The sequence below is a fragment of the Rasiella sp. SM2506 genome (assembly GCF_050859505.1).
In the GTDB taxonomy this organism is placed as follows: domain Bacteria; phylum Bacteroidota; class Bacteroidia; order Flavobacteriales; family Flavobacteriaceae; genus Marinirhabdus.
The window spans coordinates 1,106,743-1,129,215 of the sequence record NZ_CP193934.1 but is presented as its reverse complement, the minus strand read 5'-3'; the positions used below and the strand labels follow the sequence as shown (position 1 = coordinate 1,129,215).

25 protein-coding genes and 1 tRNA gene are annotated in these 22,473 nt (G+C 36.7%); 19 read left to right on the top strand and 7 right to left on the bottom strand.

The features are described from left to right. Positions 1-11: 11 nt before the first annotated feature. Entirely contained in the window at positions 12-977 is a 966-nt protein-coding gene (locus ACQ2HF_RS05235; protein WP_432412472.1) for an ankyrin repeat domain-containing protein, read from the bottom strand. Between the two features lie 240 nt (positions 978-1,217). Between ACQ2HF_RS05235 and ACQ2HF_RS05230 the strand changes: the two genes are divergently transcribed. Continuing rightward, on the top strand, positions 1,218-2,291 hold the full coding sequence (locus ACQ2HF_RS05230; RefSeq protein WP_432412471.1) for a sensor histidine kinase: 1,074 nt from the start codon (positions 1,218-1,220) through the stop codon (positions 2,289-2,291). A gap of 4 nt (positions 2,292-2,295) precedes the next feature. Continuing rightward, positions 2,296-3,000, top strand: coding sequence for a LytR/AlgR family response regulator transcription factor (locus tag ACQ2HF_RS05225; protein WP_432412470.1), 705 nt, complete (start codon positions 2,296-2,298; stop codon positions 2,998-3,000). 1,099 nt (positions 3,001-4,099) lie between these two features. Here the strand turns inward: ACQ2HF_RS05225 and ACQ2HF_RS05220 are convergent. The 5 genes from ACQ2HF_RS05220 to ACQ2HF_RS05200 form a co-directional block, all read right to left on the bottom strand. Continuing rightward, entirely contained in the window at positions 4,100-4,513 is a 414-nt protein-coding gene (locus ACQ2HF_RS05220; RefSeq protein ID WP_432412469.1) for a hypothetical protein, read from the bottom strand. Positions 4,514-4,591: 78 nt separating this feature from the next. Beyond that, positions 4,592-5,500 carry an alpha/beta fold hydrolase gene (locus ACQ2HF_RS05215; RefSeq protein ID WP_432412468.1) on the bottom strand — a complete coding sequence of 303 codons (909 nt, stop codon included), beginning with the start codon at positions 5,498-5,500 and terminating at the stop codon, positions 4,592-4,594. Between the two features lie 33 nt (positions 5,501-5,533). Continuing rightward, the gene (locus ACQ2HF_RS05210) at positions 5,534-6,277 is read right to left on the bottom strand and encodes a DUF6597 domain-containing transcriptional factor (protein ID WP_432412467.1); all 744 of its coding nucleotides are present in this window, start codon (positions 6,275-6,277) and stop codon (positions 5,534-5,536) included. A 16-nt stretch (positions 6,278-6,293) separates the two neighbouring features. Beyond that, complete coding sequence (locus tag ACQ2HF_RS05205; RefSeq protein ID WP_432412466.1) at positions 6,294-6,590, bottom strand: hypothetical protein; 297 nt, start codon at positions 6,588-6,590, stop codon at positions 6,294-6,296. A gap of 177 nt (positions 6,591-6,767) precedes the next feature. Further along, positions 6,768-6,849 (bottom strand) — tRNA-Leu (locus ACQ2HF_RS05200). A gap of 155 nt (positions 6,850-7,004) precedes the next feature. Between ACQ2HF_RS05200 and ACQ2HF_RS05195 the strand changes: the two genes are divergently transcribed. The 5 genes from ACQ2HF_RS05195 to ACQ2HF_RS05175 all read left to right on the top strand — a co-directional run bounded on the left by ACQ2HF_RS05195 (position 7,005) and on the right by ACQ2HF_RS05175 (position 12,028). Further along, positions 7,005-7,946 (top strand): ribose-phosphate pyrophosphokinase, encoded by a 942-nt coding sequence (locus ACQ2HF_RS05195; RefSeq protein ID WP_432412465.1) that lies wholly within the window; start codon positions 7,005-7,007, stop codon positions 7,944-7,946. A gap of 344 nt (positions 7,947-8,290) precedes the next feature. Next, positions 8,291-8,947 carry a 50S ribosomal protein L25/general stress protein Ctc gene (locus tag ACQ2HF_RS05190; RefSeq protein WP_432412464.1) on the top strand — a complete coding sequence of 219 codons (657 nt, stop codon included), beginning with the start codon at positions 8,291-8,293 and terminating at the stop codon, positions 8,945-8,947. 87 nt (positions 8,948-9,034) lie between these two features. Further along, positions 9,035-9,679, top strand: coding sequence for an aminoacyl-tRNA hydrolase (gene pth / locus ACQ2HF_RS05185; RefSeq protein ID WP_432412463.1), 645 nt, complete (start codon positions 9,035-9,037; stop codon positions 9,677-9,679). After that, positions 9,679-10,614, top strand: a complete 936-nt coding sequence (locus ACQ2HF_RS05180; protein ID WP_432412462.1) for a bifunctional riboflavin kinase/FAD synthetase — start codon at positions 9,679-9,681, stop codon at positions 10,612-10,614. Before pth ends, ACQ2HF_RS05180 begins: the two co-directional genes overlap by 1 nt. An 82-nt stretch (positions 10,615-10,696) precedes the next feature. Next, complete coding sequence (locus ACQ2HF_RS05175) at positions 10,697-12,028, top strand: HTTM domain-containing protein (protein ID WP_432412461.1); 1,332 nt, start codon at positions 10,697-10,699, stop codon at positions 12,026-12,028. Here ACQ2HF_RS05175 and ACQ2HF_RS05170 read toward each other — a convergent pair whose 3' ends face one another. Continuing rightward, positions 12,029-12,913 (bottom strand): hypothetical protein, encoded by an 885-nt coding sequence (locus tag ACQ2HF_RS05170; RefSeq protein ID WP_432412460.1) that lies wholly within the window; start codon positions 12,911-12,913, stop codon positions 12,029-12,031. It abuts the gene before it with no gap. Between the two features lie 109 nt (positions 12,914-13,022). Here ACQ2HF_RS05170 and serS point away from each other — a divergent pair, with 109 nt between their 5' ends. The 12 genes from serS (at position 13,023) to ACQ2HF_RS05110 (ending at position 22,420) form a co-directional block, all read left to right on the top strand. Continuing rightward, positions 13,023-14,294, top strand: coding sequence for a serine--tRNA ligase (serS, locus tag ACQ2HF_RS05165; RefSeq protein WP_432412459.1), 1,272 nt, complete (start codon positions 13,023-13,025; stop codon positions 14,292-14,294). Position 14,295: 1 nt separating this feature from the next. Further along, positions 14,296-14,904, top strand: coding sequence for a MarC family protein (locus tag ACQ2HF_RS05160; RefSeq protein WP_432412458.1), 609 nt, complete (start codon positions 14,296-14,298; stop codon positions 14,902-14,904). A 93-nt stretch (positions 14,905-14,997) separates the two neighbouring features. Then, complete coding sequence (locus tag ACQ2HF_RS05155; protein WP_432412457.1) at positions 14,998-16,779, top strand: tetratricopeptide repeat protein; 1,782 nt, start codon at positions 14,998-15,000, stop codon at positions 16,777-16,779. Between the two features lie 52 nt (positions 16,780-16,831). Next, a complete protein-coding gene (locus ACQ2HF_RS05150) occupies positions 16,832-17,158 on the top strand; it encodes a DUF4286 family protein (RefSeq protein WP_432412456.1) in 327 nt (108 codons plus the stop codon). After that, a complete protein-coding gene (rsmA, locus tag ACQ2HF_RS05145; protein ID WP_432412455.1) occupies positions 17,158-17,946 on the top strand; it encodes a 16S rRNA (adenine(1518)-N(6)/adenine(1519)-N(6))-dimethyltransferase RsmA in 789 nt (262 codons plus the stop codon). Before ACQ2HF_RS05150 ends, rsmA begins: the two co-directional genes overlap by 1 nt. After that, the gene (gene mgtE, locus ACQ2HF_RS05140; protein WP_432412454.1) at positions 17,924-19,273 is read left to right on the top strand and encodes a magnesium transporter; all 1,350 of its coding nucleotides are present in this window, start codon (positions 17,924-17,926) and stop codon (positions 19,271-19,273) included. The genes rsmA and mgtE overlap by 23 nt, the downstream gene beginning before the upstream one ends. Then, positions 19,270-19,659, top strand: a complete 390-nt coding sequence (locus tag ACQ2HF_RS05135) for an acyl-CoA thioesterase (protein ID WP_432412453.1) — start codon at positions 19,270-19,272, stop codon at positions 19,657-19,659. The genes mgtE and ACQ2HF_RS05135 overlap by 4 nt, the downstream gene beginning before the upstream one ends. A gap of 36 nt (positions 19,660-19,695) precedes the next feature. Continuing rightward, the gene (locus tag ACQ2HF_RS05130) at positions 19,696-20,061 is read left to right on the top strand and encodes a cupin domain-containing protein (protein ID WP_432412452.1); all 366 of its coding nucleotides are present in this window, start codon (positions 19,696-19,698) and stop codon (positions 20,059-20,061) included. An 83-nt stretch (positions 20,062-20,144) separates the two neighbouring features. Beyond that, complete coding sequence (locus ACQ2HF_RS05125; protein WP_432412451.1) at positions 20,145-21,086, top strand: 2-hydroxyacid dehydrogenase; 942 nt, start codon at positions 20,145-20,147, stop codon at positions 21,084-21,086. Between the two features lie 10 nt (positions 21,087-21,096). Continuing rightward, positions 21,097-21,555, top strand: coding sequence for a DUF1801 domain-containing protein (locus tag ACQ2HF_RS05120; RefSeq protein WP_432412450.1), 459 nt, complete (start codon positions 21,097-21,099; stop codon positions 21,553-21,555). A 17-nt stretch (positions 21,556-21,572) separates the two neighbouring features. After that, the gene (locus ACQ2HF_RS05115) at positions 21,573-21,944 is read left to right on the top strand and encodes a VOC family protein (protein WP_432412449.1); all 372 of its coding nucleotides are present in this window, start codon (positions 21,573-21,575) and stop codon (positions 21,942-21,944) included. An 89-nt stretch (positions 21,945-22,033) separates the two neighbouring features. Beyond that, positions 22,034-22,420, top strand: coding sequence for a VOC family protein (locus ACQ2HF_RS05110; protein ID WP_432412448.1), 387 nt, complete (start codon positions 22,034-22,036; stop codon positions 22,418-22,420). Positions 22,421-22,473: the final 53 nt, after the last annotated feature.

Here is a 22,473-nt window from a genome sequence, read left to right as displayed (position 1 = left end):
TATTTTAGATTTTATTCTTGGGCGCCCTTATCGATTAGATAAGTGATTACAGCTTTATGCTTTCCTCGTTTCGCCATTTTTAATGCATTTCTCTTTTCAGAAAGTATCGCATAACTATCTCTAACCGACTTGTTAACAGCTGCACCTTTAGATATTAGATATTTTACAATAGCTAAATTGCCGTTCCATGCTGCATTTATAAGGGGTGTTTCATCTCCAGTTACATGCGCATTAACATTCGCTCCAGATTCAACTAAAAATTTGACAATCTCTAAATGATTATATTTAGAAGCGGCAATCAAGGGATTTCCATCGCCTTCACTTTTTTTATTCACATCCGCTCCAAGACTAATTAGGGTTCTTACCATTTCGATATTTCCTCTTTTTGAAGCCTGAATCAATGCTGTACCATCACCGATAGTTTTTTTGTCAATATCTGGTAAATAGCAAAGCACTAATTCTAATAGTTCTATAGTACCTGACGCTGCTGCTAATATTACAGCATTGCCGTCGCCCTTCATTTCAGTATTGGGATTGGCCCCTAATTCCAATAATAGTTTTACCAGGGCTATATTTTTTCCTTTTATAGCAGACATTAATGGTGTGCCATCTCTACTTATCTCCTCATTTATATCAGCTCCTTTATCAATTAAAAATTTAGAAAAGCCGTAATGTCCCTTTTGTGCGGCAATCATCAGCGCACTTGCGTCATTATGATGTCTAAAGGACACATTTGCGCCGGCTTTAAACAAGGCTTCTCCAATAGCTAGGTTTCCATGTAAAGATGCCATTCCAAGAGGCGATCTTGGCTGTATAGCTCCATCATACTTACAATTTGGATTAGTTGTTTTTAAAAAAATTTCAACCTGAACCAAATCGTTGTTTCTCACAGCTTCTAAAAGGTTTTCACACGTTTGTGATGTAATTGTCATCACGCATGTAACTACTAGGATTAGTGTGGTTGTGAAATTTTTCATATTTGATGTTTTTTTGAATAACGTTAGTGGAAAACTGCAGTATTCATTTGAATTCAGGACAAATATAAAGGCTAAGTGAAGCCTGTTTTTATAAAGTAGCTCAACGTAAGATACTTAATGACGGAAGTGTTGTTGTGTAGAAAAATAAAGCTAGTCAAGAATAAACGGCAATCTGTGGGTACTTATCAAGTGTCCGTATACTTAAAGTACTTCCTTAAGATTATTATATATCTTTATTTTATGAAAAACACTAAGTCTATTATAGATGTTGTTATCCAGAATAGGGCTATTTCTCACCTTTTATTCTGGAGCTTTTTTCTAATGATTTTTGTCATAATCGCAAGTTTGAATTCTGGCGATATAAAGACTCAGGCAATCATATACCTTTCATTGCTTCCTTCTCAAATGATAGCTGCTTACATTTTAAATTATTATCAATTACCAAGACTGCTTCTTAAAAAAAAATACCTGCTATTTATAGTGTCCATAGTCTTATGTGTATATGTATTTTCGGCAGTAGGGAGATTGAGTGTTGTTTATATCGCAGAACCATTTGTTAGAAAGGATTTTACACAGGAGTCTATAGTAGAAATTTTATCTGATACCGCCTTTTTGTTTTCTGTCTACTTCCCGACAGTCTATATTTATGGATTTATCATGTTGATCGTTAAATTGATAAAAAATCGATTTGAGGAAAAGCATCAATTAGAGGTTTTGCAAAAAGAAAAAGCAACTAATGAACTTAAATTTTTAAAAACACAGATACAGCCTCATTTTTTATTTAATACACTTAATAATTTATATGCTTTAACGTTGACGAAATCTGATCTGGCTCCAGAAATTGTATTGAAACTGTCTGCATTGCTGGATTTTATATTATACCAAAGCGATGAGTCCAAAATATCAATACAAAAGGAAATAGAATTATTGCAAGGGTTTATAGACCTGGAATCTTTACGTTATGGTGATAAACTAGATTTAGTATTTAAGCATACTGTTGATAATGCGAATACTCAAATTGCCCCTTTGATGTTATTGCCTATCATTGAAAATGCATTTAAACACGGATCAAGTGGAAACCCTAATCACGCCAGAATACATATAACACTATCTGTTATAAATTTCGAACTTGAATTTGAAGTCTTTAATACGAAGCCAAAGATTCATTTACTAGAGGTAGACGCTAATAAATCTGGGATTGGAACTATTAATCTTAAAAGACAATTAGAGCTAAATTATCCAAATAAAAATCGATTAAAAGTCGAAGATTCTTTAGATAGTTATTCCGTAAAATTATATTTGGATTTAAAATGAACTCATGAAAATAACTTGTTTGATAATTGATGACGAACCTTTGGCAATACAGGTGATAAAGGCACATTTGGATAAAATCCCTGGTATTGAAATTATTTCAACGTTTCAAAATCCAGTAGAGGCTCTTGATATGATAAAATCGACTAAAATAGATCTTATTTTTCTCGATATTGAAATGCCTTTGTTGTCTGGAATAGAGTTTTTAAAAACCTTGCAACACCCTCCCAAAGTTATTTTTACGACAGCGTATAGAAATTATGCAACAGAGAGTTATGAGTTGGATGTAGTTGATTATTTATTAAAACCCATTTCGTTTACACGTTTTTTCAAAGCAATTAATAAATACAAGAATCTGGTAAACATAAACACTGTTGAAGCCACAGTAAAAGAGGAGGAGTCCAATAATCACGTATACGTAAACGCCAACAAAAAATTTATTAAATTAAATTTCAACGATATTCTGTATGTAGAGAGCATAAAGGATTACGTTAAAGTATATCTGCATGATAAAAGCGTTATCACGAAGGATTCAATTAGCAATTTTGAGTACAAATTACCTAACGAATTTTTGAGGATTCATCGCTCATTTATTGTTAATACAAATAAAGTTACCGCGTTTACTAAGGTAGATGTTGAAATTGGTAAAAGAGAGATCCCTATTGGCGCAAGTTATAAGGACACTGTTGTTAGCTTTTTGAAAGACTGTTAGTATTCGGTTTTGCTATTGTTTTATTTTTCCATGCTAACTAAAATCAACAATTATTTCTGTAGTGGTTTTGTAGTCTTTGCTACTAATTCCTTCCAACTCAAATCCACTTTTCTCAGAAATAGTTTTGGACAGTCTATTACTTGCGTGAGTCCTTTAAAATAACCTTTGAAAGTTATATTCTGAAAAGCAAAGTCCCAAAGATATTTCGGTCTTCATAAAAACACACAAACCTTTCAATTACTCCAGGAACCCTTGTTATTTATAGATTTTATTATGCCTTGGTTTTTTTCGTAAAATTATCCAAAGTAGAATTGAAAAAACTACTGTTAATAGCGCGAATAATTTCTCAAAATAGGTTTTAGCGAAGATATTTCCAATAGTATTCAATCCAAATAATATAAAGAAAACCCATAAAGTAATATTCACAATTTTCATTGATATAAACGCCCTTAAATAATTCCCTTTTATCAATAAGATCCAAAATAAAAACAGGTTGATTATTACAGAAATAGTTTCAAAAATATACATCTCGAAATCATTTTTTAATCTTCCACCCCAGGTAATTTCATAGGTAACTATTTTTAGCATAATACATATATGAAAAAAGTATTACTGTTCCCAATAGATAGAGCAGAGTTCTAATTGCAGTTTTCGGGTTTATTTCTTCCATTTTTGGCTAGGATCTCAATTAATTCTGGTTTGTAGTATTTCCATTAAAAAACAAATGTAAATCCCCTTTCGACCGAATAGCACAAATAAGCAAATATAGAAAAGCAAATACTCCGCCAAAAAGGATTGAAAATACACCAATCATGATTCCTATTAATATCAATTTTTCCCTGTAAATAATCCAACCTCCGAACGCCACAGTACATAGAAATAAGTCTACATTAAAATGTGATTGCCAAGTGTTGTCCAACATTATCCCATAAAAAGGTGAAAAAAACTCTCCAGCTTGTTAGCCGATACAAAAATTGTTTTAACAAGCATAATTGCCCAAATTGATATAAAGAAAATAATACGTAAAATTTTATTCTTGTTCCAATATTTACCCATTATATGGAATGATTTTAAGCAGCCAATAATAGGATTGAAAACATTATACGTCGTTGAGCGTAGTCCTTTTTGTTTTTGTAAATAGATGTGATCCTAATAAAAACAAGAACGCTATTCCAAAGCCTAAAACTGCAAGATTAATTCCTAAAACTGTCTTTTCACTTCCATCTAAATATTTCATAGAACCATCGTATCCATCTTTTAAGAAGAATGCTGCTAAAAATCCTCCCATAACTATGAGGCTTAATAAAGTGCTTAACCGGCCTTCTTTTTTATACCAAACCAACCACAAGCATACTACGCCTATACTTGAATTGGTAATCAATTGCCAAACTTCGTGGATTCGAGCATGAGGCGTCCAATCTGGGTTCCAAACGTGCGTTTCATTTATATCCAAATAAGGGACGACAAATGCATATAGAAATACACTAAATGTTATGGCTATTTTTTTTGTCATTACGTTTTGTCTTTAGGAATACTCTACTACTATATGATGTATTCAATTTCAAACATTCTCAAGTTTTAAAAAACCTTTTCAATCAAGAGAATTGCCCTTAGCTGATTTATCAATTTCACGTCTAAATTCTTGATAATAGGACAGAACACCACTCGGGTCCTCAATTTGTGGCCAATGTCCAATGTCTTTCCCCAGTAGCTTTACATTAGGGTCTGGAATTAATTCTTTATATCGATTCGCCATATGAATACCCGAATTAGGATCGAATGGCCCATTAATAAAGCACATAGGGATCTTTGTGTTTTGCATGGCATGTATCCATCTTTCTTGATGGTTTACTTTGTCAAAAACCAGTCTGCCTATCAAATATGCGATTGCCTTGCCGTCCTTATAATTTAAAATCTCCCAGAATTGATGTATGAGTTGGTTCGTGGGTTGCGTGTTGGGACCGAAAATTGGTTGTATCGATTTTTCTAATTTCTTTTTAGTAAGAAGCTTGCTCAACAACTTCCCAATAGGTTTTGGAGATTGTGAAAGCAATCGCTGTATCATTCTAGGTTTGTAACTATCCATAAACAAACCACCATTCATAAATACCACCGACTGTATTTTAAAGCAGTTCTGCGAAGCTAAGTCCCTGGCCAATAACTCTTGCACAATACTAACTCCTAGGTCGTGTGACAGAATATGAGTTTGTTTAATACCCCAAAACTCGACGAGAGCGTTGACTATCTCGCAATGTTCATGAAAGCTATAATCGTGATCTTTGGGTTTATCTGAAAATCCCATACCCAAATAATCAAATGTAAAAACGGTGTACTCTTTTACAAGATTTTCCCAAACATATTTCCACTCGAAGCTATTGAAAGGATACCCGTGAAGTATTAAAAGGGCAGGACCGCTACCCTCCTTTATGTAAAATACTTGATGACCATTTATTTCTATTGTTCGACCCTTGAGCTTCCAAGCAACCACTTCTTTGTTCATTCCTAGTTTATTATGGTTAGTACCATCGCAAAGCTACTTATCAGGTATGATAGAAATTTGTAAAAATCGGTCGTTTTTGTTATTGGACAGGTTTTTTGGAGTGTGGTTGGTATATTTTTTTATTTCTTTATTGAAATGTGATCTGTCGTAATAGTTTGACAATAAATCTCCTTTTTTGATGTCTTTAAAGGATGCCGAACATCGTAGTATATTACAATAGCTTTTTAATGAAAGTCCAAACATTTTATTGAAGTATCTATTGATTTGTCTACTAGACCAAAATAATGTCTCGGTAAAATAACGCACGCTTTCATTGCCTTTAGTTTGGTTCAATAATTTGAACAGATGCAATTTTCGATCGTCGAGATTATTTTCTTTAGTAACTTCTTGACTTATGATTGAACTTAAATCATCAATCGTATCTATATTTTCGGAAAATTCAAATGAATTTAGATTCCAAAAAGAATCGGGCATCTTTTTTTCGGAGTTTAACAACGGAGCAATACTATTGTTGAATACATATTCCGCAGCTTGTAATTTGAATTGTATTCCGAAAAGTTGATGATTTGGAGGAATTACCACTTCAACCTCTTTTGTGTATAGTCCTGTTAGCACAGTGCCTTTGTATTTGTACTTATCAAAGTGAACGATAATATCAAAAAAACCGTCAGGTAAAATGGTGTAATTAAGATTTTCTGACGAATCGTTGTCTAACCACCAAAAACACCTGATGTATTCTTTCAAAATCTCATTAGGTGCTTTTTGGTGATAGGTCATATTCTATAGGTTAAGTTTATGCCGGATTAGTTCTAAAGATGAAGGCAAAGAGTATCGCATAAATCACATATACTACTGTTAGCGAAATAATAATTTCTCGATGTGTTTGTACATTGGAAACTATTTTAATCAATGCAATTGCCCCAACTCCAAAATGCATTAGATTCCCAATCGCGATTGGCTTATTGTATATTCCTCCTAGTAAAGTTCCTTTTGCCATCCAATTTAAAATTCCGAAACCCAAATATAATGCACTTAATAGCTTCAAAAAGAGTATCGTAATGATATTTGATTCAACAGTTAGATATTCCATTACTTCATTTGGTAAAAAGGATAAAAGGGACTCCCATACCACCTAAGAGTAGAGCACTTGAGGTCATTACTGTTTTTGTATTCATGATTTTTTTTTAATCTGTTAGTTCTTGAACAAAACTATAATATGGGGTACCCCCCAAAAAAAAAGCTCCAACATTTCTGTTGGAGCCTCTTGTACTCGAGGCGGGAATCGAACCCGCACGACCGAAGTCACTGGATTTTGAATCCAGCGCGTCTACCAATTCCGCCACTCGAGCCTGTTGGAACGGCAAAAATAGCAAATTCCTTAAACTCTTATCTTGTTTTTTAAATGAAATTGATAAAACTTCATTTTTGGTGACAAATTGTTAATTACTATTGCTAGGATGCATTGTTGTAATCTTTATTTTTGTGACTCATAAAAAATCCAACCATGTCCGATTCTACGCCACAGTCCAAAATTTTTGCTTGTAAACAATCACAACACCTTGCTGAACAAATTGCAAAAGCTTACGGCCAACCTTTAGGAAAGGTAATTACATCAACGTATAGCGACGGTGAGTTTCAGCCTTCTTTTGAAGAGTCGGTACGTGGAAGTCGCGTCTTTATTATTGGCTCCACACATCCTAACAGCGATCATTTAATGGAGATGTTACTTATGTTGGATGCTGCCAAACGGGCTTCAGCAAGACATATTACAGCGGTATTGCCATATTTTGGTTGGGCAAGACAGGACAGAAAAGACAAACCGAGAGTTCCTATCGCTGCAAAATTGGTGGCTAAAATGCTGGAAACAGCAGGTGCTACCCGCATTATTACTATGGACTTGCACGCAGATCAAATTCAAGGATTTTTTGAAAAACCCGTAGACCATCTTTTTGCTTCCACCATCTTTTTGCCGTATTTAAAAAATTTAAATCTGGACAATTTAACGATTGCCTCTCCAGATATGGGAGGATCAAAAAGAGCCTATGCATATTCCAAAGCATTAAATAGCGATGTAGTAATTTGTTATAAACAACGCGAAAAGGCCAACATTATCTCACATATGGAACTTATTGGGGACGTTCAAGGGAAAAATGTAGTGCTAGTAGATGACATGGTGGACACTGCAGGAACGCTAACCAAAGCTGCAGACCTTATGATGGAACGCGGCGCCTTAAGTGTTCGTGCTATTTGTACGCATCCTATTCTTTCGGGTAATGCTTTTGAAAAACTGGAGAACTCCAAATTGGAGGAATTAATCGTAACAGATTCTATTCCTCAGGCAAAAACACATCCTAAATTACGTGTGTTAACCTGCGCGAATCTCTTTGCAGATGTGATGTTACACGTAAACGAGAACAAGAGTATTAGTTCTAAGTTTTTAATGTAGCCTGAAAATAGTCGGTAGACGGTAGCGGGTAGGACGCTATGCTTGTAGTGTTCTATGTTTTCTAAAACAAACTGCGCGCTGGCCCCTTTAGGACGTAGGGTGTGTGCGGGCAATTGCTTCGGTAAGTAATTTATTTTAAAAGTTTGAAAACTTAAAAGAATACCCTTAATTAAAGGTCTTTGTTTAAGGTGCCTGAGTGATTTTACGAGGCAGGAGTAAAATTGTATCGAAGGCCTTTTTTATTTTCATCATTTGTTTTACATTTGCACCCCTCTTACGCAAAATCTGCTACAGGGGGCAAACCCTCAAAATGAGGAAATTAATTCATTATTTAAAAAATACAAATGAAATCAATTACAATTAACGGACTTAAAAGAGAAAGCGTGGGCAAGGTGGCAACCAGAACCTTACGTAATGCTGGAAAGGTACCTTGCGTAGTATACGGAGGAGATGAGCCTATTCACTTTTCAGCAGATGAATTGGCCTTCAGCAAACTTGTATATACGCCAGACGTACATACAGTTGTGGTTGACCTAGGCGATGGTAAAAACGTGAGCTGTATCCTTCAGGATATCCAGTTTCACCCAGTAACCGATCGTATTTTACACATAGATTTCTTCCAGATAACAGACGACAAGGAAGTGACTATGGAAATTCCTGTGCGTATCGTAGGTACCTCTCGTGGTGTTAGAAACGGTGGTGTTTTACGTATTGTATCCCGTAAATTACGTATCAAAGCAATTCCAGAAAACCTGCCAGATTTTATCGAGGTAGATATTTCAGAAATGAAAATTGGTGCTAAGAAATATGTTACTTCAATTGAAAATGAAGATTTCACAATCCTACACACAGACAACACAGTAATTTGTCAAATCAGAACTTCTCGTACTGCCATAGTAGAACTTGGTGATGAAGAAGAAGAAGGTGAAGAAGGTGAAGATGGAGAAGTTGCTGCAGATGAAGTGCCAGCTACTGAAGTAAATGATGAAGCAGCGGTTTAATAATAACAACTGTTACCATTGAATAGTTAGAAAGCATCCCGTTTATTCGGGATGCTTTTTTTATTTTTACGGAAGTTAACAAAATATATGATTTCTTTACTTCGGAAGTTATTCAAAAGTGAACCCGTGCATATACCAACTTCCCTTTTGGAAGAAGAAGACCCTATGAAAAAATTTCTGATCGCTGGCCTTGGCAACATAGGTCCAAAATATCACAACACCCGTCATAACATTGGCTTTAAAATCCTTGATTTTTTAGCTGAAGAAAATAACCTCACCTGGGAAACTGCTAAATTGGGCGATATTACCGTTCACAAAAAGAAAGGACGCACTTTCCTTTTATTGAAACCAAGTACCTATATGAATTTAAGCGGCAAAGCCGTAAAATACTGGATGGATCAAGAAAAAATCTCAATAGACAATGTATTGGTAGTGACAGACGACCTAAACCTACCCTTCGGCTCCTTGCGTGTAAAAACCAAGGGTAGCGACGGTGGTCATAATGGGTTGAAAGATATTCAGAACACATTACAGACCACTTCATACCCTAGATTTAGATTTGGAATTAGTGACGCCTTCAGCCAAGGACGACAAGTAGATTATGTCTTGGGTGAATGGACTCCAGAAGAAGAAGCCAAACTCCCCGAACGTTTTAAAAAAGGTGCAGAAATAATAGAATCTTTCGGCCTTGCCGGCGTTAACAACACCATGAACACTTTTAACGGAACCTAATGCAAGAACACCATCCTGCTTCAGCCTATAAAAACGAAACACATTCGGTTATTACCATTGGGACATTCGATGGCGTACACGTTGGGCACAAAGCCATTCTGAAAAAATTGGTGGATTCGGCAAAAAAAGAAGGCTTGAATTCAGTGTTGTTAACGTTCTTTCCCCACCCTAGAATGGTGCTTCAGAAAGATACAACGCTCCAAATGCTAACGACCCTTTCAGAAAAAAAAGCACTTCTTGAAAAAACAGGATTGGATCATTTGGTTATTCATCCTTTTACCAAACAATTCTCCAGAATGACCGCAGTAGAATATGTGCGCGACCTTCTTGTGAATAAATTGCACGCTAAAAAAATTATTATTGGCTACGACCATCGCTTTGGACGTAATCGTACTGCCAATATTGTAGATTTAAAAGAAATGGGCGTCACCTATGGTTTCGAAGTAGAAGAAATAAGCGTACAAGAATTGGATGACGTTGCCGTAAGTTCCACAAAAATTAGAACCGCGCTCAAAGAAGGCGACGTGGAAACTGCTAATAATTATTTAGGATATCCCTATATGATTACCGGCACCGTGGTAAAAGGAAAAGGAATTGGAAAAACCTGGGACTATCCTACCGCCAATTTACAACCCGCCGAAACTTACAAGCTCATCCCTAAAAACGGTGTTTATATCACGCAGGCTGAAATTAATGGCGTCCTAAAATATGGCATTACCAGCATAGGCACCAACCCAACCGTAGGTGGAAAAGCAAGAACCATTGAAACATTTTTCCTAGATACTGAAGCCAATTTATACAACAAACCCTTACAGCTTGAATTCCTGAAGTTTATAAGAGACGAAGCCACTTTTAAAACGGTTGAATTATTAAAAGAAGCCATTAAAAGTGATGAAGAAATAGCGAGAGGTTTTATCGCCAAATTAAATGAATAACAAGTTAATTTTCTGAACCCACCCTTTAGGGCTGGGGTAAAGGTTCAGAAAAGCCGAAATGAAATCAATCGTAAAAAACCTAATGAATAAATTCCTATTCAAACATATAGACAACACAGGACTCGTGCTTTGGCGCGTTGTTTTTGGTGCGTTAATCGCTACCGAAGCCTTTGGTGCTATTGCAACAGGATGGCTTCGCAGAACACTTATAGAACCGGAGTTTACTTTTAATTTTATTGGGTTTGATTTCCTGCAACCACTTCCTGGCGGTTTAATGTACTACTACTTTATTTTGATGGGCATTTTTGGCCTTTTGGTAATGGTAGGCTATAAATACCGTTTCAGTATGGCGTGTTATGCGCTTATGTGGACCTGTGTCTATTTAATGCAAAAAACATCCTACAACAACCATTATTATTTAATGATGTTACTGTGTTGGATGATGGTTTTTTTACCCACACACCGCTGGTTTTCAGTAGATGCAAAATTAACTCCTGAGATTAAATCCCCCTCCGCTCCACGATGGACCTATCTGGTCGTGATCTTTCAAGTGTGGATTGTCTACACCTTCGCTTCGGTAGCTAAATGGTATCCAGACTGGCTCAATGGCACCACCACAGCTTTGTTTATGAAAGGAAAGAGCGATTATTGGTTGATTGGCCCCCTATTACAATTGGACTGGGTACATTGGTGTATTGCGTATGTGGGTATCTTGTTCGATTTGTTAATAATCCCCTTATTACTTTGGAAACGCACACGCTTCCTTGGTTTTGCCATTTCGGTATTCTTTCATTTGTTTAATTCTATAGTCTTCCAGATTGGAATTTTCCCATATATGAGTATTGCTTTTGCACTGTTCTTTTTCTCTTCGGAAACATTACAGAAACGTTTTCTTCCGAAGAAACCATTGTATACCTTGGGCGAAGTAAAAATTCCCAGCTACAAACCGCTGCTAATAGGTGTTTTTTCGTTGTATTTCATCTTTCAAATTGGACTACCCCTCCGACATTGGGCATTCCAAGACGATGTGCTCTGGACCGAAGAAGGACATCGCTTAAGCTGGCGCATGATGCTACGTAGCAAAGGCGCTAGATTAATTGTGTATACCCAAGAAGAAGGCAGCGTAGAAAAGAAATCCTACAATTTCCGAAAAATACTAAGCAGCAAACAGGAACGTTCCGTAAAAAGCAAGCCCGACCTGTTATGGCGACTTGCAAAAGAAATAAAAAAGGCAGAAGCCAAAGAAGGGAGAAACGTACAAGTTTTTATGGACGTTAAACTGAAAATTAATGGTGGCGAATACCATCAATTTATAAAACCAGACGTCAATATTGCCGCACAAGAGTGGCATCCTTTTAAACATCACGATTGGATAGAGCCCGCACCTGTAGATTATCACAAGAAAGTCGAATAACTATTTAAGCTCTTTCAATATCTGTTTAGTATTGTAATTATTAACCTGTTCAATGAGAACTAAATAATCATATATAATATTAGAAAGGTTTTTGATATTAGGATTAAGCCCAAAAATTAAAAGACCTGCATGTTTAAAAAACCTAGTGTTTTCAATCTTACTAATCAATACAACATACTCCCCGTCTAAAAATGGCATATAATTAAATATTCTCTCAACGTAAGTGTCTACTAGATTAACACCATTTTGCTCGATTTCTATGCCATATGAACGTCCTTGATCATTAATAATGCTTACATTACATACCTCACAAATCTTATTAAATTCAACTCTTGAAATAGCTTGAGATGAGAATTCCATTTCGTCTTTCCCTGCGCATTCTAAAATTAATTTAAAAACTGAATTACCATAATAAACAAGTGTGTTTGTCAAACCATAAACAATTGAAAATATGTTCTTTCTATTTTGTTTAGATTTTTTAACTACAACTATTAAATAAAATATAAAACTAGCCACATATGCTAAACCTATTTTAGAAATAACACTACCAATCTCATAACCTTTAGAAAAAAACTCAGGGATTTCATTAAATACTACATTATGAAATAATATTGATAATATAGAAATAAGCAATAAAAAGTATAATACGTATTTATTTAAAAACTTTTTTGTCCTAGTTAAAGGTTGTAATTCATATGCATCGTAATACTTCCATTTACTACGGTAAGTATTATATGAACCGTCACTTTTTACTTTATAAAAATCTTCCTCTGTTGTTTTAGTCCCGCCAACACCTAGCCGTGTTGCTGTTCCGATATATGCAAACATTACTTTCTCTAATTCTGGCTCAGACTCTACATTGTTATCAACAGGTTTATTTTGCATAGATTTTTGCTTTGGGGCCTTCTTTTTGTATGACATATTCTAATAAAAGGATTTCTAGTGTAAATTAATCAAAATATCTAACTTTACAACTTCAAAATTCTCACAGAAAATGTTACAAGTACACGAAATACGCGCTCATAAAGATGCCTACATCAACGCCTTAAAAAAACGTGGATTAGATGCTTCAGCAGACATTCATGCCATTTTGGAAGCAGATGAAAATCGTCGTGCTGCCCAAACCAAGCTGGACGATACCTTGGCGCAGAGTAACACATTTTCTAAGGAAATTGGGAAGCTTTTTCAGAATGGGGAAACGCAGAAAGCAACTATTCTGAAAGAGAAAACAAGCCAGTTAAAAGAGGCCTCTAAAAAGTTTCAAGAAGAATTGAATTCTGCTGTTGAAACCTTAGAGAGCTTGTTGTACACCATTCCAAACATCCCAAACGACCTAGTCCCGGCAGGAACCGATGAAAAAGACAATGAAGAAGTTTTTGCTGAAGGTGACATCCCAAAGCTAAACAACGGAGCCTTACCGCATTGGGAACTGGCCAAAAAATACGACCTTATAGATTTTGAATTAGGCGTAAAAGTAACGGGCGCAGGTTTCCCTGTGTACAAAGGAAAAGGTGCAAGATTACAACGTGCCTTAATCAGTTATTTTCTCGACAAAAATACTGAAGCCGGTTATACAGAATATCAAGTACCCCATTTAGTGAATGAGGAATCTGCTCGTGGCACAGGACAATTGCCAGATAAAGAAGGGCAAATGTATCACGCAACTGAAGATGACCTCTACCTTATCCCAACCGCAGAAGTACCTATAACCAATTTATTTAGAGGTGATTTAGTGCCACATACCAACTTGCCAATTACCTGTACCGGATACACCCCGTGTTTTCGTCGTGAGGCAGGAAGTTACGGCGCGCACGTTCGTGGATTAAATAGATTGCACCAGTTTGATAAAGTTGAAATAGTTCGTATAGAACATCCCGATACTAGCTATAACGCATTGGACGGAATGGTAGAACACGTAAAAAGTATTTTGCGCGATTTAAAATTACCGTACCGAATTTTACGCTTATGTGGTGGGGATTTAGGTTTTACAGCCGCTTTAACGTACGATTTTGAAGTGTTTAGCACAGCACAGGACAGATGGCTGGAGATTTCTTCAGTATCTAACTTCGAAACTTTTCAAGCTAACAGATTAAAACTTCGCTTTAAAGACGAAGACGGTAAAAACAGACTCGTGCATACCTTAAACGGAAGTGCTCTGGCATTACCACGCGTTTTAGCTGGAATTCTGGAAAACTATCAAACGGAACATGGAATTAAAATTCCAGAAGTATTAATTCCGTATTGCGGATTTGATATGATACAATAGTATGTCAGAAATTTTAGCTACCATATTATTTCTAATCGCAGTAATAGACCCATTGGGTTCTGTTCCTGTGTATCTTGAAGCTACAAAAGATTTTGACGAAAAACACAAAAAGAAAATTGCTATCCGAGCAAGTATAGTGGCTTTTTTCATTTTATTATTCTTTATTGTAATTGGACAGCTTATCCTTGAAGGAATGGAAGTTTCGTTAGATGCATTCCAAATTTCCGGAGGTGTGATTCTGTTTTTATTCGCACTCACCATGATTTTTGGAGACGGCAAGCCCGAAATGGAAAAACATCTAATAACAGACTATAAACACGTTACCATTTTTCCTGTTGCCATACCGTCTATAGCTTCACCTGGAGCAATTATGGCGGTAGTGTTAATGACAGATAATCATATTTACTCCATACAACAGCAAGCCACAACTACTGTGCTGGTATTAGTGGTTGTAATTATTACAGGTTTGTTGCTTTTAACTGCCAATGTGGTGCAAAGAAAAATTGGTGCCTATGGTATCACGGTAATTAGTAAGGTAATGGGGCTTATTCTAGCTTCCTACGCAGTACAAAGTATCTTAGCTGGTATCAAGGATTTCTTCTTTACCTAATAGATTACACGCTGTTTGGCGTAATAATTGTACCTTCTCAAATCAATCATTTGTAATTCGTAAATCGTATTTCAGAAACTGTATCTTTACCCTATGCGTATTTTACTATTCATCGTACTCCTTTGTTTTTCAGTAAACAGCTTTGCTCAGAGTGAGGCCTTGGCCAAAAATTACTTTGAACAGGGTGAATACGAAAAAGCGCTTTCGATCTATCAAAAACTGGTAAAGGCGAATCCAAATAGGTTAGATTATATTTTGTCTACAGTAGAGATACACCAACAACTAGAACAGTTTGATGAGGCCGAACAGCTCTTGAGACAACAACTAGATCCAAGACGAAGACTCCCACAATTATATGTAGATCTAGGACACAATTATGCGTTGCAAAATAAGGATTCACTTGCTACGCGTGCCAATTCCGACGCTATTCAGTTTTTAAACGAAAATCCAAATTATGCTTACTACATAGGGAGATCTTTTGAAGGATACAGCCTGCTAGAAGAAGCCGCAACCACCTACGAAATTGCTATGGGAATGGATTCCAACCTCAATTTCAATCCGCAATTAGCCCGTATTTATGGGGAACAGGGAGCGCTGGAAAAAATGTTTGAAACCTATTTAAATCTCATACAAACCAACCCATCCTATAGAAGTATCGCACAGCGTAATTTTAGCACATATGTTACCGAAGATTCCAATAACGAAGCAAATGCTGTCCTTCGGAAAACCTTACTGAAACGCCTTCAGGAAAATCCTGATGTACTCTATAATGAATTGTTGAGCTGGCTTTTTATTCAGCAAAAGGAATACAAAAAAGCTTTTATTCAGGAAAAGGCAATCTATAAGCGAAAAGGCGATGACTTGTCTGGTATCGTAGATCTTGGTTTTATCGCCTTAAACGATACCGATTACGAAAATGCCGAAAATGCCTTCAACTATGCCATAGAAAATAGTGCCACGCCAGAAGAGAAGTTGCGCAACTATCAATACCTAATGAAAATTAAGTTGAAAACGGCAACCGAAAAAGAATATCCCGCAGTCGCACAGGAATTTGAAACCTTGCTAGACACTTACGGAAGGGACACGCAAAGCTATATGCTTCAAATAGATTACAATCATTTTTTAGCTTTTAATATGAGCAAGAATGATGAGGCCATTTCAAATTTGAAGACATTGTCCAAATCAAACATGACGAGTTACCAAGAAGCACGAGTAAAAATGGAATTGGCAGATATTTTGGTGTTTAGTGAGCAATTTAATCAGGCCCTGATTTATTATTCTCAAATTCAGAAAAAAGTAAAAAACGATGTTTTGGCGCAAGAAGCACGTTTTAAAGTAGCACAAACGAGTTATTATAAAGGAGATTTTGAATGGTCGCAAGTTCAATTGGACGTTTTAAAGAAATCGGCTTCACAACTTATTGCAAATGATGCCATGCAGCTAAGTTTGATGATTCGTGACAACTCTATGGAAGACTCCACACAAACAGCTTTAAAGAAATTTGCAAAAGCCGAATTACTAGCACTTCAGAATAAAAACCAACAAGCTATTGTTACGTTGTCTGAAATATTAGAAAACCACAAGGGCGAAAAAATTGAAGATGAAGTGCTGCTAAAACAAGGTAAGATCTATGAAAAAATAGGCGCTTACGATAAGGCCGAAGCCAATTACCTGAAATTAATAGAATTTTACAAAGAAGATATCCTGGCAGATGATGCGTATTATCATCTCGCCAAATTGTACGAAAATAAACTTGCATTCCCTGAAAAGGCCAAAGAGTACTACGAACAAATTATCTATAATTTTGCCGATAGTATTTACTTTATAGAAGCCCGAAAACGTTTCAGGATGCTTCGCGGGGATGCTATAGAGTGATTTTAATCCCAGAAAACATCATACTTGAAAATTAAATTTTCACATAACGCTTATGATTATATACAACGTAACCGCAAATATTGATGCAAGCATACACGACAAATGGTTGGCTTGGATTAAAGAACACATCCCACAGGTGCTAGCAACAGGCCATTTTAACGAAGCCAAACTCACTAAAGTTTTGGTAGAAGAAGATATGGGTGGCACTACCTATTCTATTCAATACAGAGCAAAATCACGGGAAGCTTTGGAAAATTATTATAAAAATGATGCGGAACGATTAAGAGCAGACAGTTTAAAGCTGTTTGCCGATAAGGTGCTCGCCTTCCGTACCGAGCTGGAAGTGATTGATGAATATGCTGTAAAATTTGAATCATAATGTCAATTAGACCCAAAAAATACTTAGGACAACACTTTCTCGAAGACGAAACTATAGCGGAACAAATTGCGAACACGCTATCCTTTCAAGGGTATAAAAATGTGCTGGAGATTGGTCCAGGAATGGGTGTGCTTACCAAATACTTAATCGAAAAACCTATTGAAGTAGTCGCCATGGATTTGGACAGCGAATCTATTACCTATCTTATTGACACCTATCCCAATGAGAACCTTCAAATTTTAGAAGCCGATTTTTTAAAAAGCGATTGCACCGAAATTTTTGGCGATGAGCAGTATGCCATCATAGGAAATTTTCCTTACAACATTTCTACACAAATTGTATTTAAAGCTATAGAGAACCGGGACCAAGTGCCCGAATTTTCAGGAATGTTTCAAAAAGAAGTTGCCCAGCGTATTTGCGCCAAGGAAGGAAACAAAACCTATGGAATTCTCTCAGTATTGACCCAGGCTTTTTTTGATGCCGAATATCTTTTTACCGTAAAACCAGAAGTTTTTAATCCGCCACCTAAAGTAGATAGTGGTGTGCTTCGGCTAACCAGAAAAGAAAATTACGATCTTGCTTGTGACGAAAAGTTGCTTTTTAAAGTGGTAAAAACAGGATTTCAGCAACGCAGGAAAACGCTTCGTAATAGTTTAAAATCTTTTAATCTTTCCGATAAACTGAAAGAAGATAGTATCTTTGGGCAACGACCAGAACAGCTTAGTGTTGCTCAATTTATTTCGCTCACCCAAAAGATAGCCAACGATGCAGTTTCAACTAACGACTGATTTTTTACAGATAGTTGAGCAGCTTATTAACGTTAAAGACGGTAACAAGCTACGCGAACTCCTGCAAGAACTTCACTATGCCGATATTGCTGAAATTTTAGAAGAATTAAACAGCGATGAAGCAACCTATCTTATAAAATTACTGGAGAGCGATCTTACTTCGGAAGCGCTCATGGAACTGGACGATGACGTTCGGGAAAAAATTCTGGATCGCCTTTCTCCCACCGAAATTGCAGGAGAATTAGCAGAAATGGATTCTGATGATGCAGCCGATGTGGTGGCAGAATTAGACGAGCAAGTTCAGAAAGAAGTAATTAAGCAAATTGAAAACCAGGAGCTTGCTGCAGATATTGTGGACTTGCTTCGGTATGACGAGGATACTGCTGGTGCTTTAATGGCAAAGGAATTGGTGCAGGTAAAAGAAACCTGGACAGTAGCCGGTTGTGTGCGGGAAATGCGTCGCCAAGCCGAAAACGTAACCCGGGTACATTCTATTTATGTTACCAACAAAGAAGGGAAATTAACAGGAAGACTCTCGCTTAAAGATCTCTTAACAGCAACCGAAAAAACTAAAATTTCAGAAGTATTTATTCCAAAAGTAGACTATGTAACCGTCCACACCGAGAATGAAGAGGTAGCCAGAATCATGCAAAAATATGATCTGGAAGCTATTCCTGTGGTCGATGAAGAAGGGGTTTTGGTAGGTAGAATTACCATTGACGATATTGTAGATTTCATTAAAGACGAAGCCGAAAAAGATTACCAAATGGCCGCTGGTATCTCACAAGATGTGGAGGCAGATGATAGTATTTGGCAATTAACCCGCGCACGCCTGCCTTGGTTGGTATTAGGCCTTTTTGGAGGCCTGGGTAGTGTTTATATTATGCAGGGTTTCGAAGAAGCACTCAACTCATTTCCCATTTTATTTTTCTTTACACCGCTCATCGCTGCTATGGCAGGAAATGTAGGAGTACAATCCAGTGCAATTATAGTACAAGGTCTTGCAAACGATAATGTGAAGGGAAGTTTATTTAACAGATTGGTGAAAGAAGTTGGGCTAGCACTTATCAATGGTACGGCATTGGGATTTTTAGTAATTGTTTATGGCTATGTGGCTGGACTGGATCAACTGGTTGGCATCACGATTGCCGTTTCCATGCTTTCGGTTATAATCGTTGCTGCTTTGGTAGGCACGTTTGTCCCAATTATTTTAGACAAGCGAGGTATCGATCCCGCAATTGCAACGGGGCCTTTTATTACTACCAGTAATGATATCTTCGGAATTTTCTTATTCTTCTATATTGCTAAAGTGATTCTCGGATTTTGAAAATATTCTCAGAAAACATAACGGTTCCAGCTTCTGCTATAGATGAAAACTCCCACGTAAATAACATTACCTATTTAAAATGGTGTATTGATGTAGCTGAAAAGCACTGGCTTTCCACAGCGCCAAAACAGTTTCAAGAAAGTCATTTTTGGGTGGTATTGGAGCATACCATTTCTTATAAAAACCCTTCTTTTGAAGGAGAAGAACTACGCGTGGAAACCTGGGTTACCTTAGCCGAAGGTGTAAAAAGCGAACGTAGCTATAAAATTACTAGAATTAGTGACAACAAAGTACTGGTAAACGCCAAAACAGTGTGGTGTTATGTAGAGCTAGAAAGTCAACGCCCTGCCAGAATTACCGAAGAAATTCGTGCTTTGTTTCTGTAAACAATTCCATTTCTATTTCGCCTTTAATTTTATCCTATGAAACCAATAAACATCCAAGAAAAGTTCAGCAAATTTAGCAAGCAATGGCATCCTCACCAAATTGCTGTAGTAGATGACATGCAAGTGATCCTAGCCAAGATACAAGGCGAATTTGTTTGGCACAAACACGAGGATGAAGACGAATTGTTTTTTGTTCAGAAAGGAACCTTGGAAATGCATTTTAGAGATACCATTGAAATACTAAAAGAAGGTGAAATCATCGTGGTCCCAAAAGGCGTAGAGCATTGTCCAAAATCACAAGGAGATGAGGAAGTACACGTCTTACTCTTCGAAAAGTTATCTACTAAGCATACGGGCGAAATTAAGCACGAAAAAACACAAACCTCCTATCCCAAAATCTAGCTGGCAGTTGTAATGAGTTGTCCAAACTTATAAAAACTTCAAGTTTTTTCGTTTTTCAATTTTCGTTTTTCTACTTTTAAGATATGAAAATTTTGCACCTAGATCAAAACCACCCGTTACTCCTTGACCAATTGGAACAAGCAGGGTTTTCTAATTATGAAAACTACACGGCTTCCAAACAGGAAATTGAAAAAATCATTTCAAAATACGAGGGCATTGTAATCCGAAGCCGTTTTAAAATTGACAAGACCTTTTTAGATGCCGCCACAAAACTAAAATTTATTGCCCGAGTTGGTGCTGGTCTCGAAAGTATTGACATCCCGTATGCCGAAAACAAAGGTGTGAAATTATTCGCCGCGCCCGAAGGAAATAGAAATGCAGTTGGCGAGCATACCTTGGGATTACTTCTGGCACTTCTTAACAAACTGAATACTGCAGACCAAAGTGTAAAAACGGGTCATTGGCAACGTGAAGCACATCGTGGAATTGAATTAGACGGAAAAACGGTAGGCCTCATAGGGTATGGAAATATGGGCAAAGCCTTTGCAAAAAAATTAAAAGGATTTGATTGTACCGTGCTTTGTTACGATATAAAAGAAGAAGTTGGGGATCGTAATGCAACGCAAGTAGCACTAAAAACCTTACAAGAAATGGCAGATGTGGTGAGCCTGCACACGCCCTGGACGCCCTTGACCGATAGCATGGTAAACTCAGAATTTATTGAAGCGTTTCAAAAACCATTTTGGTTGCTCAATACGGCAAGAGGGAAAAACGTTGTTACTGCAGCTGTCGTTTCGGCTATTGAAAGCGGTAAAATCTTAGGAGCAGGACTCGATGTGTTGGAATACGAAAAGCTATCGTTCGAGTCGCTTTTTTCCGATGACATGCCTTCAGAATTTAAAAAACTCATTGCCATGCCTAATGTAATTCTCACGCCACACATAGCTGGCTGGACGGTAGAAAGTAACATAAAACTAGCCCAAACTATAGCCGAAAAAATAACAGAACATTTCCCTAATTCGTAAATTTTAAAAAATGCAATACGAAGCCAATAACATAGCCCACTATATCTCTCAACTACCAGAAGATAGGCAAGCACCAGTTAAAAGGCTTTGTAACGTCTTTCAGGAACACCTCCCAAAAGGGTTCGAGGAAGGAATTCTCTATAAAATGATTGGTTTTTATGTGCCACATTCCATATATCCAGAAGGCTATCATTGTAATACTAAAGATCCGTTACCGTTCGTAAACATTGCATCACAGAAGAATTTTGTAGCAGTATATCATAGTGGTCTGTATGCTAAGAAAGAACTGCTAGATTGGTTTGTAACAGAATATCCTAAGCATTGTAAATACAAACTGGATATGGGAAAAAGCTGTATTCGGTTTAAGAAAATGGAGGATATCCCATATAGTTTAATAGAAGAATTAGCCCGTAAAATGACCCCGCAGGAATGGATTAATATATATGAAGCCGCTATCAAGAAAAAATAACTACTAAACCAATACCTATGAAATTAGGAGCCTTTTCCATAAGCCTTACTGTAAAAGACATTAAAAAATCGAAAGTATTTTATGAATCCCTAGGGTTTACAGAGTTTGCTGGCGATTTAGAAAAGAAATACCTCATTATGAAAAACGAAGACTCCCTGGTTGGTCTTTTTGAAGGAATGTTCGATAAAAACATCATTACCTTTAATCCAGGTTGGGATCAAAATGCACATAAAGTGGAAGGTTTTGATGATGTAAGAGAAATTCAGAAACATTTAAAAGCAGCAGGAATGACCATGATCACAGAAGCCAATGAGACCACAAAAGGCCCTGCTAGCTGTGTCGTAGTAGACCCCGATGGCAATACAATTTTAATAGACCAACACGTATAAGTATGAAATGCCCAATAACAAATTGTAAATTAAACAAACAGGAGTAATTTGGGCATTGCATCTTCCAATTTATCAAATATAGTATACAGATGAAAAACAGAGTGACAGGAATAGGCGGGTTATTTTTTAAAACCGAAGACCCAAAAGCTACCAAAGATTGGTATAAAAAACATTTGGGGTTTAACACAGACGATTGGGGCTGTACGTTTTGGTGGAAAGACGAAAATGGCAACAAATGCTCCACACAATGGAGTCCGTTTCCAAAGGACACCAAGTATTTTGAACCAAGTAAAAAAGATTTTATGTTCAACTATCGGGTTGAAAATTTGGCAGCATTATTAAAAGTGCTAAAAAAAGAAGGCGTTGAAGTACTGGGAGACATCCAAGAATTTGAATATGGAAAATTTGGGTATATCATGGACAACGATGGGAACAGAATTGAACTTTGGGAACCCGTGGACAGTGCTTTTGAGTAGATAGTCATTTCCACGAAAGGAGAAATCACACATCAAGCTAAGCTCGGAAATTT